This window comes from Pantoea sp. PNA 14-12 (assembly GCF_004364735.1).
In the GTDB taxonomy this organism is placed as follows: domain Bacteria; phylum Pseudomonadota; class Gammaproteobacteria; order Enterobacterales; family Enterobacteriaceae; genus Pantoea; species Pantoea stewartii.
The window spans coordinates 161,917-177,652 of record NZ_SOAJ01000002.1 but is presented as its reverse complement, the minus strand read 5'-3'; the positions used below and the strand labels follow the sequence as shown (position 1 = coordinate 177,652).

General features: G+C 49.6%; 16 protein-coding genes and 1 other annotated feature. Of the genes, 4 read left to right on the top strand and 12 right to left on the bottom strand.

Annotation, left to right across the window (positions count from 1 at the left end):
• The first annotated feature begins 12 nt into the window (after positions 1 to 12).
• From C7434_RS08545 to wzzB, 4 genes are all read left to right on the top strand, one after another.
• Positions 13 to 1,110 (top strand): glycosyltransferase family 4 protein, encoded by a 1,098-nt coding sequence (locus C7434_RS08545; protein WP_133745362.1) that lies wholly within the window; start codon positions 13 to 15, stop codon positions 1,108 to 1,110.
• A gap of 20 nt (positions 1,111 to 1,130) precedes the next feature.
• Positions 1,131 to 2,738 (top strand): LTA synthase family protein, encoded by a 1,608-nt coding sequence (locus tag C7434_RS08540; protein ID WP_133745361.1) that lies wholly within the window; start codon positions 1,131 to 1,133, stop codon positions 2,736 to 2,738.
• Between the two features lie 135 nt (positions 2,739 to 2,873).
• Positions 2,874 to 4,283, top strand: a complete 1,410-nt coding sequence (gene gndA, locus C7434_RS08535; RefSeq protein WP_133745360.1) for an NADP-dependent phosphogluconate dehydrogenase — start codon at positions 2,874 to 2,876, stop codon at positions 4,281 to 4,283.
• Positions 4,284 to 4,437: 154 nt separating this feature from the next.
• The gene (wzzB, locus tag C7434_RS08530) at positions 4,438 to 5,400 is read left to right on the top strand and encodes an LPS O-antigen chain length determinant protein WzzB (RefSeq protein WP_243835877.1); all 963 of its coding nucleotides are present in this window, start codon (positions 4,438 to 4,440) and stop codon (positions 5,398 to 5,400) included.
• Between the two features lie 137 nt (positions 5,401 to 5,537).
• Here wzzB and C7434_RS08525 read toward each other — a convergent pair whose 3' ends face one another.
• The 12 genes from C7434_RS08525 to hisL form a co-directional block, all read right to left on the bottom strand.
• Positions 5,538 to 6,833: a succinylglutamate desuccinylase/aspartoacylase family protein gene (locus tag C7434_RS08525; protein WP_133745359.1), complete on the bottom strand. Its 1,296-nt coding sequence runs from the start codon at positions 6,831 to 6,833 to the stop codon at positions 5,538 to 5,540.
• 106 nt (positions 6,834 to 6,939) lie between these two features.
• Positions 6,940 to 7,737 (bottom strand): ABC transporter substrate-binding protein, encoded by a 798-nt coding sequence (locus tag C7434_RS08520; protein WP_033740450.1) that lies wholly within the window; start codon positions 7,735 to 7,737, stop codon positions 6,940 to 6,942.
• 67 nt (positions 7,738 to 7,804) lie between these two features.
• Complete coding sequence (locus C7434_RS08515; protein ID WP_133745358.1) at positions 7,805 to 8,281, bottom strand: YbaK/prolyl-tRNA synthetase associated domain-containing protein; 477 nt, start codon at positions 8,279 to 8,281, stop codon at positions 7,805 to 7,807.
• A gap of 73 nt (positions 8,282 to 8,354) precedes the next feature.
• Positions 8,355 to 8,966, bottom strand: coding sequence for a bifunctional phosphoribosyl-AMP cyclohydrolase/phosphoribosyl-ATP diphosphatase HisIE (hisIE, locus tag C7434_RS08510; protein ID WP_133745357.1), 612 nt, complete (start codon positions 8,964 to 8,966; stop codon positions 8,355 to 8,357).
• The gene (hisF, locus tag C7434_RS08505; protein WP_006119833.1) at positions 8,960 to 9,736 is read right to left on the bottom strand and encodes an imidazole glycerol phosphate synthase subunit HisF; all 777 of its coding nucleotides are present in this window, start codon (positions 9,734 to 9,736) and stop codon (positions 8,960 to 8,962) included. Before hisF ends, hisIE begins: the two co-directional genes overlap by 7 nt.
• Positions 9,718 to 10,455, bottom strand: coding sequence for a 1-(5-phosphoribosyl)-5-[(5-phosphoribosylamino)methylideneamino]imidazole-4-carboxamide isomerase (gene hisA, locus C7434_RS08500; protein WP_033740446.1), 738 nt, complete (start codon positions 10,453 to 10,455; stop codon positions 9,718 to 9,720). Before hisA ends, hisF begins: the two co-directional genes overlap by 19 nt.
• Positions 10,455 to 11,045 carry an imidazole glycerol phosphate synthase subunit HisH gene (gene hisH / locus C7434_RS08495; RefSeq protein WP_006119831.1) on the bottom strand — a complete coding sequence of 197 codons (591 nt, stop codon included), beginning with the start codon at positions 11,043 to 11,045 and terminating at the stop codon, positions 10,455 to 10,457. Before hisH ends, hisA begins: the two co-directional genes overlap by 1 nt.
• Positions 11,045 to 12,112, bottom strand: a complete 1,068-nt coding sequence (hisB, locus tag C7434_RS08490) for a bifunctional histidinol-phosphatase/imidazoleglycerol-phosphate dehydratase HisB (RefSeq protein ID WP_033740444.1) — start codon at positions 12,110 to 12,112, stop codon at positions 11,045 to 11,047. The genes hisH and hisB overlap by 1 nt, the downstream gene beginning before the upstream one ends.
• Before the next feature lie 2 nt (positions 12,113 to 12,114).
• Positions 12,115 to 13,185, bottom strand: a complete 1,071-nt coding sequence (gene hisC / locus C7434_RS08485) for a histidinol-phosphate transaminase (protein ID WP_039338110.1) — start codon at positions 13,183 to 13,185, stop codon at positions 12,115 to 12,117.
• Positions 13,182 to 14,489 (bottom strand): histidinol dehydrogenase, encoded by a 1,308-nt coding sequence (hisD, locus tag C7434_RS08480; protein ID WP_133745356.1) that lies wholly within the window; start codon positions 14,487 to 14,489, stop codon positions 13,182 to 13,184. The genes hisC and hisD overlap by 4 nt, the downstream gene beginning before the upstream one ends.
• A gap of 3 nt (positions 14,490 to 14,492) precedes the next feature.
• Positions 14,493 to 15,392: an ATP phosphoribosyltransferase gene (gene hisG / locus C7434_RS08475; RefSeq protein ID WP_133745355.1), complete on the bottom strand. Its 900-nt coding sequence runs from the start codon at positions 15,390 to 15,392 to the stop codon at positions 14,493 to 14,495.
• 52 nt (positions 15,393 to 15,444) lie between these two features.
• Positions 15,445 to 15,565, bottom strand: a sequence feature (His leader region).
• On the bottom strand, positions 15,541 to 15,588 hold the full coding sequence (gene hisL, locus C7434_RS08470) for a his operon leader peptide (RefSeq protein ID WP_100396937.1): 48 nt from the start codon (positions 15,586 to 15,588) through the stop codon (positions 15,541 to 15,543). (Overlaps the previous feature by 25 nt.)
• Positions 15,589 to 15,736 lie beyond the last annotated feature (148 nt).

Below are 15,736 nucleotides of genomic sequence, written 5' to 3'. Positions count from 1 at the left end.
TGAGAATAATTAATGAAGATAGCTCATGTTCAAGTAATACCCAAAATGTCTGGTGTTCAACAAATTTCTTTAGATATTCTTAGTGGTTTAAAAAATAGTGACTTAGAAAAGTATGTTATTTGCGGTGAAAATCCAACAGAACAGTTCGTGGAATCATTCAGAAATGCTGACGTAGAAATCATCATTGTTCCTTCAATAAAGAGAAATATTGGGTTTCATGATTTAAAAAGTTTTATTGCGCTCTACAAAGTCTTTAAGAAATACAATTTTGATATTGTACACACCAATTCGACTAAACCTGGAATTGTAGCTCGAATAGCTGCAAAATTTGCAGGAATCAATAAAATAGTTCATACGGTTCATGGGGTGGCGTTTCATAAATACGAAGCATTACCTAAACGTATTTTTTATTATTTATTAGAGAACTTTTCTACATTATTCGGTGATGTAAATGTCACTGTTAACAAGAAATATATATCATATTATCCTTTGGTTAAGAGTCATTTGATTTACAATGGCGTGAGTATAAAAGATTATCAATGTGAGATAAAAAACTTTCATAACGAACGTGGTTTGCATTTTGCATTTTTAGGACGACTGGACACACAGAAAAATCCATTAGAATTTATCGAAGCAGTTAACCTTCTTGTTAATAAATATCATGTCAGTAATAATGTTAGATTTACACTGGCAGGTAATGGTGAACTTTTTTCTGAGTGTAAAAAATTAATTAGTAAATACAATCTCGAAGATAAAATTGTGATGCCGGGATGGATCATTGACAAAAACGTTTTTTTTAATGATGTTGATGTACTTTGCCAACCTTCGCTGTGGGAAGCATTTGGTTTAGTTTTTGCCGAAGCTGCACTTTTTCAAATACCCTCTATTGCGCATGGCGTTGAGGGTATACCAGAAGTGGTGCTCGACAATATTACAGGTCAACTTTATAAAAACGGACCTGAAGAATTTGCTGAAAAGATGTTGTATTTAATCAATCATCCAGATGAAGTCAAAAGATTAGGCCGTCAGGCAAAAAAACATACTCTTGATACTTTCACTAAAGAGAGAATGGTTGCAGAATACTGCAAAGTATATTTCGAAAGAAAATAATTTTAAATAATATAAAGAAAATGAATAAATATAAATATCTTTTATTTTTGCACTTCACCAGTCTAATAATATTAACTCACTTATTGCTAAAGAGGAGTAATCTTGATACAGGTGTAGAGTTAAATATTTATCTCGAAATCCTTTTATTTAGTTTTGCTTGCAGAGCTTTAGGCAGCCCTGTTCGTATTGTTATCAGTCTCTTTTATGGCTTCACCTTGGGTCTTCAGGTGTCCTCTTTGAGATCGACAGGGGATTTTGTTTCAACTCTGACGTTAGATAATCTGTCGGAGTTTAGGGCTATAGGGCATTCTCAGTTTGTTGAAACGCTTCTTATTACATTGACATACTGTCTTGTTTCTTTGACCTGTTTGATTCCACGAAAAACAAAATTTTCAGTTTATTTTATTGTTCTCTTCATCCCACTATTCTTTATTAATGGTGCTATCTCAAATTTTTCTTCAGCCTCGCATGGTTATTATAAGCAGTTGACCTACAAGCCATCATATAATTACCCTGATATTGCAAAAAAGTATTTAAAATTTAATGTTTATGAAAACTCGCATCATATTAATTTTATCGAAAATAAACCTAAAAATGTTATTATTGTTTTTACAGAAGGCTTTTCTTCACATGTTATTGATCGTGAAAACACTTTAGATCTACATCTTACCCCGAATATCGATAAACTCTATGATGAAGGCGTTGTAGTAAAAAATTATTATAATCATACTGCTGCTACATTCCGTGGGCTGCGTGGTCAGCTCACATCAGCATATCAATACAGAGATGGAACTAATAACAAAGTTGGTGGTTTTTTTCAGATTAGTCATAAAGAGGTAGAAACGAACTATTTCGGGAGGCTTATTTCTCTCCCGTCTATTCTAAAGGAAAATGATTTCAATACTTTTTTCCTCGCCTCGACTGAAAACGATAGCAATCTTAATGCCTTGCTTAAATCAATGCCTTTTCGAAAAGTTTATGGAATGGAAGATTTTGGATGGAAGCAGGGAGACAGGATGTCTGATAAAAAAGTCTTTGAATCATTAAAGCAACTTCTTGAAAGTTATAACACAGACACACCTTTTTTTATTGGTGTATATCCATCAGGAACTCATCACGGAATGGATAGTCCAGATGTACGCTATAAAGATGGAAACAATAAAATCTATAATAAGTTTTATAATTATGATTATCAGCTCGGAGAGTTTATTAATTACTTTAAAAAGTCTAAATATTACAATGATACGATATTAGTTATTACTGCTGATCACGCCTCTTTTCCTGCACCAGAATTTAAAAAAAGTTTCGACGTTGATACAAAGTATTTTGTGGATAAAATCCCCTTGATTATTATTGGTGCTGGTGTGCAACATACTGTCATAGATGGTGCGGGTAAAAACAGTCTTTCTCTAGCCCCAACGATTCTGAACATGCTTGGTATCAAAAATCACGCAAATTATTTCATTGGTTGCTCATTATTTGATAATAATTGTCACAGTCCTTTTCAACATATATCTGCTATCGGCGACGATATTTATATAATTAATAAAAATTCTGATGGTAATTATGAAGTCAATCCAGAATCTATAAATAAAGATATCTCTGAATATTACACTATCAGTGGGTGAATTTTTTACAGTTATTTGAATCTAAAGTCTTTGCGTACTGTGCTACACTAATTTTAGTCGTTTTTTTCTACGAGAATATGCTAATCTGTGTTTATGCATATTGAGTCGCAACGGTAAATCTGAAAGGAGTAAAAAATGTCCAAACAACAAATCGGCGTTGTAGGTATGGCTGTAATGGGCCGTAATTTGGCTCTCAATATTGAGAGCCGCGGTTATACTGTTTCAGTTTTCAATCGTTCGCGTGAAAAAACGGATGAAGTGATTGCTGAAAATCCAGGCAAAAAATTAGCTCCATTTTATTCTGTTGAGGATTTCGTAGACTCCCTTGAGAAGCCACGTCGTATCTTATTAATGGTGCAAGCTGGAGAGGCTACTGATAAAACTATTGCATCTCTCACACCACATCTTGATAAAGGCGATATTTTAATAGATGGTGGTAATACTTTCTATAAAGATACTATCCGTCGAAATAAAGAACTATCGGATAAAGGATTTAATTTTATTGGCACAGGTGTATCTGGCGGAGAAGAGGGGGCGCTTAAAGGGCCCTCAATTATGCCCGGTGGTCAAAAAGAAGCTTACGAACTTGTTGCGCCTATTCTTAACAAAATCGCAGCGCGTGCCGAAGATGGTGAAGCCTGTGTGACTTATATTGGTTCTGATGGCGCAGGCCATTACGTTAAAATGGTTCATAATGGCATTGAATATGGTGATATGCAGTTAATCGCAGAAGCCTACTCTCTGTTAAAAGGTGCACTCAACTTAACAAATGAAGAGTTAGCCGACACCTTTACGGAATGGAATAATGGTGAGTTAAGTAGCTATCTCATAGACATTACTAAAGATATATTCACCAAAAAAGATGAAGATGGTAATTATTTAGTTGATGTCATTTTAGATGAAGCAGCTAATAAGGGGACAGGGAAGTGGACGAGCCAGAGTTCTCTTGACCTCGGTGAGCCGTTATCATTAATCACAGAATCTGTATTTGCTCGCTACCTTTCTTCTCTTAAATCTCAACGTGTCGCTGCTTCTAAAGTTTTAAGTGGGCCAGTAGCCAAAAAGTTCACCGGAGATAAAGCCGAATTTATTGAAAAAGTTCGTCAAGCTTTGTATCTGGGTAAAATTGTTTCTTATGCACAAGGCTTCTCACAATTAAAGGCTGCCTCAGATCAATATAACTGGGATCTGCAGTATGGTGAAATTGCTAAAATTTTCCGTGCAGGTTGTATTATCCGTGCTCAATTCCTTCAGAAAATCACTGATGCTTACTCCGCGGATGTGAATATTGCTAACTTACTTTTAGCACCTTACTTCAAAAAAATTGCTGATGAATATCAGCAAGCACTCCGTGATGTGGTTGCTTTTGCTGTTCAGAACGGGATCCCGACGCCAACCTTCTCGTCAGCAGTTGCGTATTATGACAGCTACCGCTCAGCAGTTCTGCCTGCTAATTTAATTCAGGCACAACGCGACTTCTTTGGTGCGCATACCTATAAACGCATTGATAAAGAAGGTGTGTTCCATACGGAGTGGCTCGAATAAAATATAAAAAAGCCTCTTTTCTAACGGAGGCTTTTCAATTATTGTCACTCTGGATCTTTGACTCACAATTAAAGGTAATTCGAGCTGAATTAATGAATTTATGACTAATAAAAGCAATACAAACGACGAGCATTCATCCTCACATGGTGGGTACGTGAAAGAGCAGCCTGATTCCGATATTGATTTATTTGATTTAGTCTTACAGCTATGGCGTGGTAAGGTTGTAATCATTTCTACCGTTATTATTTCTGTTTTAATTGGTGTGGTTTACATCAACGTCGTGAAAGAAAAGTGGGTTTCTACATCGACGGTAACTCTTCCTGCCGCTGGGCAGGTCGCGAATTACAATGCTGCATTGAGTATCGTTTATGCTGACTCTCCACAGGATAAACCTTCGCTCACTGGGCTCCAGACTCAAATGTTTAATCGTTTTACTGCTTCTATGAGCGCGTTAGCTGGAGCTCTCGCTAACCTCGAAAAGCCTCTGACGTTAACTTTAAGGCCCGTCAAGGGTAGTGACGACGCGGTAAGCATTTCATTTGTCGGACAAAGCGCAAAAGAAGCCCAAATGCAACTGACTCAATATATTTCCCAGGTAAACGATGAGGTTGTTAAAGACTATGGCGATGATATTAAAAGAAATTTAAGCGTTAAAACACGTGAGCTTACCAATACTTTAGATACTTACAAGCAAGTTGCATTGAACCAAAAAGAGCATCGTCTTGATGTCATAAAACAGGCTTTGAAAATCGCCGATGCATCTAATGTAGGTAAGTTACAAGTTAATCAGGCAGAGTTTCTTTCTGATGATACTTTATATTTATTAGGCAGTGATGCACTTAAAGCGATGGTAGAGAATGAAAACTCCAAACCATTAGATTTCAGCAAAGAATATTATGACGCGCAACGTGCTTTACTTGCTGTTACGCATCTAAAAATTGAGGTTGACAACCTACAATCTTTTCGTTACATCTCGCAGCCTGACTTACCACTTAAACGCGTTAGTCCTAAAAAAGGCTTAGCTTTGATTCTTGCATTTATAATTGGAGCGCTACTGGGATCATTTATAGTTATTGGGCGTAATTCACTCATTAGCTATCGTAATCGGGGCCTGTAAAAATTTGAAAGGTTGGCCTGTATTTTGACCAACCTTTTATTTTTCTGTGCTCACGCTTGAGCCATATATAACTTCGTTTATCGATGATTTAATCAAAAAGAAGATAATTACTCATTCGATTATGATTGAATGCCATGTTAAACCAACAACTCCCCACTCCTCACCGCCTTATCGCCCGCCAGCCTTAACACCAGCATGCCTGCCGTCGCAAATCTGGCCCAGTGCCGCGCGTATAGCACGCCTCCAAATTCTGCGACCAAGGGCGTGATGTGGTCGGTGACAGGATCAACAATCTCCGCAACCACTTCCCCGGGACGGATTCGCGCGCCTAGCGCTTTGCGATACAGGATCAGGCCCGATACCGGTGAGTGAACATATTCACAACCCGCCAGCGGCGTCGGGGGATTTTTAAGCGGCGGCATTAAAGCCGACGTGCCTTCAGTGTGTCGCTGCTTGATAATATTGCCTTCTTCTGCGGCCTGCGCCACACCAGGCGCACCCAGTCCGGTGCCGCTCTCATCCACACCGACCACATCCTCACCGCCGCTCACCACCGACACCAGCTCATCACCGCCAATCACCGGCGCAGCGACTTCAACGGACACGGACGTATCGGCCGCAGAGATATAGCCGGATTCCTGCAACGCGTTAATGATCGCATCTGCGTCCTGCTCAGCCTGTTCAGGCGAGACATCACGTACGCCACGTAGCTCCAGCGTTACCGGCAGCAGGCCGCGCGGCATCGGGAATGTTTCACCAAATTTTTCAGCCAGCGTCAGCCAGGGTTCACAGCAGGCTTCGTCAAAGGGCTCCCCCCCCGAGATCTGTGCCAGTAGCTGCACTTCACTGCCCAGCCAGCGTGCTAAGGGTTCGATATCCGGCCATGCATGTGGCGTGGTGTAAAGGTGTGGAACCGCCTCCCAGTCACAATGCAAATCAATCATCAGATCGGCCTGACTAGCCATGCGCATCAGCGTATAACGCTGGGCTTCCAGTTCAGTTTTGGCGATTGTGTCACGGTAGTAACGGTCAATCGCATCACGAATCAGCTGCCGGTTCTGACTCTCATTCTGGGTCAGCGTCTCGGCCAGTTCCCCCGCCAGAAGCGCCCCCAGAGACGGGAATTTGCGGTTAAAATCCTGGCCGGACTGTGCGTGGAAGCGTCCAAGATGTGTACCGTGCCAGTGTTGGCTCAGGGCCAGCGGATTGGATACCGGTATCAGGGAGAAAAAAGCTTTGAGTCGTCCGGCAGATTCCAGCGCCTGTAAACGCTGCTTAAGATACCAGGCCACCGCCATCCCCGGGATCTCGTCGCCATGTAAGGAAGCCTGAATATAGACCTGGCGACTGTGATCATCGCCAAAATGAAAACTGATAATTTCACGCTGGGTGCCGAGAGAGGCGCTTAACAAAGGGTGATGTTGTTGGTACATACCGTGTTAATGTCCTTTTGTCGGTTCAGGGGCGGACAAATGCCGCCCATAAAGTCATTGAGTATAGTCATGCAGGCGGAGGAGGGGGAAAAAGCCTGCACTGACGTTACGGTTGAATTGAAATATCCGTGGCAAAATATTTCTTTTGCAGTTTGTCAAAGGTGCCATTTTTCTTAATGGCAGCGAAGGCATCATCCAGCGCAGTTTTCAGTTCGGTATCGCCTTTACGCAGGCCAATCGCCGTGCCCGGCCCGATGATCGGGTCTTTCACAATCGGCCCGGCCAGTTCAAAGGCGCTGCCCTGAGGTTGTTTGAGAAAACCGTTTGCCGCCTGAGCCGCATCGGTAAAGACCGCATCAAGGCGCCCGGCCACCAGATCACTTTCAACCTGCGCCTGATCGCCATAGGGCACGACCGTCACGCCAAAAGGTTGCCATTTTGCCCGGGCATAACGCTCCTGCACAGTGCCTTGTTCTACGCCTACGGTTTTGCCTTTCAGCGATTCCGGGGTGGGCAACAGGCCCGACCCCTTACGCGCGATAAGCTGGGTGTGCGTATCGTACAGCGGCACGGTAAAGTCGATTTGCTTCAGTCGCTCTTCGGTGATGCCCATATCAGACAGAATGGCGTCGAATTTACGCGCTTTAAGCGCCGGAATCATCCCGTCGAACTGGCTTTCCACCCAGACACATTTGGCCTGCATCTGCGCGCACAGCGCGTTACCTAAATCGATATCAAAGCCGACCAGCTTCCCCTGCGGCGTTTTGGATTCAAAAGGGGGATAGGTGGGATCAACAGCGAAGCGAACCTGCTCAATTTTCGCCTGGGCGCCAAACGCGCAGCCAGCCAGGAGGGCCAGCGCTAACGCTTTGTGTAAACGGGTTTTCAGAGAAGTGATTGCCATAGTTTTCGGTCTTCTGTTGTCGTAATAGTGTATTACGCAGAGTACCTTTCACCCGGGATGATGGCAATTAGAGGATGATTTTCACAATGTTAGCCTGGCAAAGGCCACGGTAATCCTGGGTATTCAGTACGACAGACTGGTCGAGTACGCCGGCGTTAAAGGCAATCTCGTCATAGCGCTCAAACAGCAGCGGGTCGACCACCACAGTTAAATCAGGATGAAAGCTGAACGGGGGAATCGCACCAAATACGCAGCCGGTCAGCACATCGACCTCTGCGGGCGAGGCAAGGGATGCCCGGCGTCCGCCTACGGCTGAGGCGACTTTACTGAGATCGGCCTGCTGATCCGCAGGCAGTACCGCCAGAACATGTTGTTTGACGCCATTGCCTTTCACAAGACACACCAGCGCCTTTGCGCCCTGTCCGACTGCCGTGCCGCGAATTTTGGCAACGGCTTCACATTTGCCGGTTGCCTCATGCTGCATCAGGCGGTAACGCGCGCGATGCTGGTCGAGCAGAGCAATGAGTTTTTCATGCGTAGTCACGGTAAAATCCTTACAGGTCAAATGGACGGGAAAGGCTGCTCAGCAAACCGTCGAGCAGCCGTAACGCAGTCTGTCACTTATGACGGGCGCGCAGGTTATTGATGATGGTGCTGAGATCCAGATCCTGATCCTGCAGCAGTACCAGCAGGTGATAGATCAGATCGGAGGCTTCGTTCGTCAGTTCCTCACGATCGTTCACCGTGGCAGCCAGCGCGGTTTCCACGCCTTCTTCACCGACCTTCTGCGCAATCCGTTTGGTGCCGCTGGCATAGAGTCTGGCGGTGTAAGAGCTTTCCGGGTCGGCCTGCTTACGGGACGCCAGCAGTTGTTCCAACTGATAGAGGAACGTCCAGTCAGGCGCAGCAGGGGTGAAGCAGCTGGAGGTGCCCAGATGGCAGGTGGGGCCAATCGGGTTGGCCAGCACCAGCAACGTGTCGTTGTCGCAGTCAGGTGTGATGCTCACGACCTGTAGAAAGTGTCCTGAGGTCTCGCCTTTGGTCCACAGACGGTTTTTGGTGCGTGAAAAGAACGTCACGTTGCCGTCCTGCAGCGTTTTTTCCAGCGCCGCCTGATTCATATAACCGTGCATCAGAACTTCACCAGAAACAGAGTGCTGGACGATGACCGGCATCATGCCTTGGGTTTTTTCCCAGTCTAACCGGGCCAGTTGTTGTTCAGTTAACACGCACGAATCTCCACACCGTTGTCGATCAGAAAGCGTTTCAGCTCGCCGATATTAATAATTTGTTTGTGAAAAACCGACGCCGCCAGCGCGCCATCGACATTGGCCTGCTCAAAGGCTTCAAGGAAGTGAGTCATGGTACCCGCACCGCCAGAGGCGATCAGCGGTACCTTGCAGACATCACGTACCTTCTTCAACTGCACCAGGTCATAACCGTTGCGCACGCCATCCTGGTTCATCATGTTGAGGACAATCTCGCCTGCGCCCCGTTTCTGCACTTCCTGCACCCAGTCCAGCGTTTCCCACTGGGTCACGCGGGTGCGGGATTCGTCGCCGGTATACTGATTAACATGGTACTTCCCGCTGGCATCATCAAACCAGGTATCAATACCGACCACGATGCACTGGACGCCAAAGCGGTCGGCCAGGCGGGTGATCAATGAAGGATCGGCCAGCGCAGGGGAGTTAATGGAAATTTTGTCCGCACCAAACTCCAGAATCCGCGCGGCATCTTCCGGGGTTTTGATGCCGCCTGCCACGCAGAACGGAATGTCGATGACTTCGGCAACGCGCGCAACCCAGCTTTTATCCACTACGCGGTCGTCCGATGAAGCGGTGATATCGTAAAACACCAGCTCGTCCGCACCTTCTTGCGCATAGCGCTGCGCCAGCGGCACGATGTCGCCAATAATTTCGTGGTTACGAAACTGAACGCCTTTTACCACCTGACCGTCACGCACATCGAGACAAGGAATTATCCGTTTTGCCAGCATGCTATGGCCTCCGAAACTGTAAATTTGCCTTCCAGTAGCGCACGTCCGACGATCACGCCCTGAACACCGCTGCCGCGAAGGGCGGCAACGTCACTGAGTTCACCAATACCGCCTGAGGACTGAAACGCAATCTGCGGAAAGCGTGCGGTCACTTCTTTATACAGATCCACGTTCGACCCGCTGAGCGTACCATCACGGGAAATGTCGGTGCACAGAACATGCTTCAGCCCGACAGGCTGGAACTGTTCAATGACCTCTTCGAGCGTAACGCCCGCCGCTTCCTGCCAGCCGCTAATCGCCACCTCTTTGCGGTTGGTCGCATCAATACGGACGTCCAGCGCCAGCACAATCGCGTCCGGGCCAAACTCGGTAAACCAGGCTTTCACTTCCTCGGGCTGTTTGACGGCGGTCGACCCTACCACCACACGGCTGGCACCCGCGTCCAGTAACGCTTTAACGTCTTCCCGACTGCGAATGCCGCCGCCAACCTGGACCACCGCATCCACGCCGTTAAGCAGGCTTTTCAGTAAGGTAATCTGGCGTTTCGCCGGATCTTTAGCACCGGTTAAATCCACAAGGTGCAGTACCGTTGCGCCCTGGCGTGCGTAATCCTGTAAGCGGGGTAACGGATCGCTGCCGTAATCGCGCTGACGGGCATAATCACCCTGATGCAGGCGCACAACCTTGCCATCAATTAAATCTAATGCGGGGATAATCATTACATCTCCAGGAAGTTTTTCAGCAACTGCGCGCCGACTTTGCCAGAGCGTTCCGGGTGGAACTGCACGCCAAAGAAGTTATCTTTCTGTACCGCGGCCGTGAACGCCTGACCATAGTGACACTGCGCAATGGTGCTGGCATTTACGGGCATCGCAAAGCTGTGTACGAAGTAGAAGTAGCTGCCTTCATCAATGCCGCGGAACAGATGATTACCGGCCTGAGCGGTGATCTGGTTCCAGCCCATGTGCGGTAACGGTAACCCCTGCGTGTCCATCAGTGACACGGGCTGGTCGATAATGCCCAGCGTGGGCACACCGCCATTCTCTTCGCTGTGGCTGCCCAGCAGCTGCATGCCCAGGCAAATACCCAGCACCGGCTGCGTACAGGCCTTGACCAGCTCAATCAGCTCACGCTCCTGCAGTTGGTTCATGGCCGCCTGCGCGGTGCCAACGCCGGGCAGAAACAGCTTATCGGCGCGCAGGACGACATCCGGATGGCGACTGACCTCTGGCGTATAGCCCAGACGTTCAACGGCCCACTTTACCGACGACAGGTTGGCACAGCCTGTATCCAGGATCACCACGTTCATTACAGCACTCCTTTAGAGCTCGGCAGGGTATTTCCCTCAACGCGAATCGCCTGACGTAAGGTCCGGCCAAAGGCTTTGAATAAACTTTCCACACGGTGATGATCGTTTTTCCCTTTGGTTTTCAGGTGCAGGGTGCTCATCATGGCGTAGGACAGGGAACGGAAGAAGTGCTCGACCATCTCGGTGCTCAGATCGCCAACGCGCTGATAGCTGAATTCCGCTTTAAATTCGATATGTGGACGACCAGAGATATCCAGTGCACAGCGCGCCAGGCACTCATCCATCGGCAGCACAAAGCCAAAACGGCCAATGCCGCGCTTATCGCCCAACGCTTTCAGCAGCGCTTCGCCTAATGCCAGACCGGTATCTTCTACCGTGTGGTGATCGTCAATATACAGGTCACCGTTGACGTCGATGTTCATGCGGAAGCCGCCGTGCACGGCAATCTGGTCCAGCATATGATCAAAGAAGCCGACGCCAGTGTTGATCTTACTGCCGCCTTCGCGGTCCAGCCACAGTTCCACGCGGACCTGGGTTTCTTTGGTGTTGCGTTGGACCAGCGCGTAGCGGTCGCGCTGCGTCAGCTGCTGCTGAATCGCTTTCCAGTCCTGACCTTCTGCGCCATAGCGAATGCCCTGAATCCCCATATTTTCCGCCAGCTGAATATCGGTCTGGCGATCGCCAATCACATAGCTGTTGGCCGTATCAAGGGCGCCTTCAGCCAGCCAGGCCTCAACCATCTGGGTTTTCGGCTTACGGCACGCGCAGTGGTCTTCAGGCTTATGGGGACAAATCAGCACATCGCTAAAGCGAATGCCCTGCGATGACAAAATCTGCATCATCAGCGTGTGTGGGCCATCGAAGTCCGCCTGTGGAAAACTGTCCGTGCCCAGACCGTCCTGATTGGTAATCATCACCAGCTGATAGCCTGCGTCCTGCAGCGCCAGCAGTGCAGGCACGACGTCCGGTTCAAACGCCAGCTTATCCATCCGATCCACCTGAAAGTCCTGCGGCGGTTCGGAGATAATCGTGCCATCGCGGTCAATAAAAAGGGTCTTCTGACTCATGCTTACTCCAGAGATAAGGCTTGCAGCGCGGCGATCAGGCGTTCGCACTCGGTGCGGGTTCCCACCGAGATGCGCAGACAACCTGCGAGGCCGGGGTTCTTGTTTTGGTCACGCAAAATAATGCCCTGATCCCACAAGGTTTTAAACACCTTTGGTGAATCGGTAAAGCGCACCAAAATATAGTTGGTTTCGCTGGGGAAGACCTGCTCCACGACGCGAATTTGCGGCAACTGTTCAAACAACCAGCTACGGTTGGCATTCAGCTCATCGACGTGCTGGCGCATTAAGGCAATCCCTTCGTCGCTCAGTGCCTGGCCCGCCACGTCGGCCACCGGTGTCGCCAGCGGATAGGGCGCAATCACCTTCATCAGCAGGTCGATAACCGGTTTATTCGCCAGCGTAAATCCGCAGCGCAGACCGGCCAGCGCGAAGGCTTTCGACAGGGTGCGCAGAATGACCAGGTGCGGATATTCGCGCAACCAGCCCGCCAGCGTCGCCTGTGGACAAAATTCAATATAGGCTTCATCCGCGACGACCAGCGCTTTGCCGGCGGTCATCGCCAGTAGCTGACGGATAGCGTCCTGATCAATCAGGTTGCCCGTGGGGTTGTTCGGGCTGCACATATAAACGACTTTCACACCGTCGAGCTGTTCGGCAATCGCGGGCAGGTTCAACTGCCAGTCTTCACGTGCCGGCACGGTACGGTACTCAATGCCGATGGTTTCCGCGCTGACGCTGTACATACCGTAGGTCGGTGGGCAGAACAGAATCGCGTCTTTGCCGGGCTCACAGAACGCCCGCATCAACAGCTCAATGCCTTCATCTGCGCCGCGGCTGACCAGTACCTGCTCAGGAGACAGGCCCGCGTAAGCCGCATAGCGGGTGATTACCTGCTTCGGCTGGCATTCCGGGTAGCGGTTCAGGGTTTGCTGCGACAGCTCAAAGGGCACCGGCAACGGAAACTCGTTAGCATTCAGCCAGACATCACCGTTGCCGCCCAGACGACGCGCCGACTGATAAGGCGTCAGCGCACGCACATTGGCGCGGGCCAGTTTTTCAATATCCTGACTCATGCTTGCTCCTTGAGCGCGGTGACGCGCAACGTGACGGCATTTTTGTGGGCATCCAGCTGCTCCGCGGCGGCCAGGGTTTCAATGGTGGCGGCGAGATCCATAAAGCCCTGCGGCGTCAGTTCCTGTACCGTCATACGTTTCTGGAAGTCGGCCAGCCCCAGGCTGGAGCAGGTCGCGGTATAACCATAGGTAGGTAGCACATGGTTCGTGCCGGAGGCATAATCGCCTGCAGACTCGGGCGACCAGTCGCCCAGGAACACGGAGCCTGCGCTGGTGATTTGCTCAACCAGGTCGCGCGGCGTGCGGGTTTGCAGAATCAGGTGCTCCGGACCATAGCGGTTGGAAATCGCCACACACTGTTGCAAATCGCGGGCCACGATCAGGCGGCTGCTTTCCAGCGCCTTACGGGCCGTGGCGGCACGCGGCAGCTGCGCCAGCTGTTGTTCGACAGCGTCAGCCACGCGCTCAGCCAGTCCCTGTGAAGGCGTCAGCAGAATCACCTGCGAATCCGGCCCGTGTTCCGCCTGAGACAACAGGTCGGACGCCACGAACGCGGGCGTGGCACCGTCGTCGGCGATCACCAGCACTTCTGACGGGCCCGCGGGCATATCGATAGCCGCGCCATCGAGGCACTGGCTGACCTGACGTTTGGCTTCGGTGACCCAGGCGTTGCCCGGTCCGAAAATTTTAGCCACTTTCGGCACGGTCTCGGTGCCGAAGGCCAGGGCGGCAATGGCCTGCGCACCGCCCACCTGAAATACTTCTTCTACGCCACACAGCTGGGCCGCATAGAGAATCTCGTCGGCAATCGGCGGCGGTGAGCACAGCACCACGCGGCCGCATCCGGCAATACGTGCCGGTGTCGCCAGCATCAATACGGTGGAAAACAGCGGGGCGGACCCCCCGGGAATATAGAGGCCGACCGATTGCATCGGGCGCGTCACCTGCTGGCAACGCACGCCCGGCTGGGTTTCGATATCCACGGCTGGCAGAATCTGCGCACGGTGGAAAGTCTCGATATTGGCGACCGCCACCGCCATTGCCTGTTTGAGTTCATCACTGAGACGATCGCTGGCAGCCTGCATCTGCTCAGCGGTCACGCGAAAATCCGTCAGCTCAACCTTGTCAAAGCGCGCGCTAAAATCGCGCAGAGCTGCGTCGCCTTCGCTTTTCACGCGCGCCAGAACGTCACGCACAATCTGACTGATGCTGTCAGAGGCAGACAGCGCTGGGCGTGCCAGCAGCGCCTGTTGAGCCTCCGCGCTGCACGCCTGCCAGTTCACGGGTGTCATGATTTTGCTCATCGTTTACTCCAGCATTTTTTCGATTGGCAGCACCAGAATCGAACTGGCACCCAGCGCTTTGAGTTTTTCCATGGTTTCCCAGAACAGCGTTTCGCTGCTCACCATGTGCATTGCCACACGGCTCACATCGCCCGCCAGCGGTAACACGGTTGGACGCTCGGCGCCCGGCAGCAGGCTAATGACTTCTTCCAGACGCTCGCTCGGTGCATGCAACATGATGTATTTGGATTCACGTGCTTTGATCACGCCCTGAATACGGGTCATCATTTTATCGATCAGCTCCTGCTTGGCCGCGGGCATGTCGCCGTCGCGCTGAATCAGCACGGCTTTAGAACGATAGATGACTTCCACTTCACGCAGACCGTTCGCTTCCAGCGTGGCACCGGTGGAGACCAGATCGCAGATCGCATCAGCCAGGCCGGCACGCGGCGCCACTTCGACCGAGCCGTTCAGCAGACAGGATTTAAAGGCGATACCTTGCTTGTCGAGATACTGTTTTAACAGGTGAGGATAGGAGGTGGCGATGCGGGCATTGTTCAGGCACCGCGGGCCGGTATAAGCGTCATCGACCGGCATGGCCAGTGACAGACGACAGCCGCCAAAGTCGAGGCGACGCAGCGTGAAGTAGCGAGGATCTTCCCCCTGTGCGCGGCGCGTCAGTAACTCTTCTTCCAGCACGTTTTCGCCGATAATGCCCAGGTCGACCACGCCGTCCATCACCAGGCCCGGAATATCGTCATCGCGCACGCGCAGAATATCGATAGGCATATTTTCAGCGAAGGCGATCAGACGCTGTTGCTGAAGATTGATTTTGATCCCGCAGCGCGCCAGCAGCTCGCGTGAATCATCGCTTAACCGACCTGATTTCTGCATAGCTATGCGTAAACGGCTATTGTCTAACATTGTTCCTGTCCCCTTAATTAACCTGTCCTGAATGCGTATTTTGCGTCAGCCCATAAAAAAACCCCCGGAAGACGATCTTCCGGGGGTTCTCTTGCGTTCGCACCACTGGAAGATCCTAGACGTCTTCCAGCACACATCGCCTGAAAGACTAGTCAGGGTGATGGTGGTGATGATGGTTGAACTGAACGCGTGTCATAAAATTCTCGATAATGAAAAGTTATTCATTTGTGTGGAATTAACCTAACGAAGATAGTTGAAATTGGCAACTCTTTTTTAATGTTGTTCTTCGCAAAGCACAGAAACACTTTGCACTGGTTTGCAACTCAGGGGCAGCTTAAGATGGC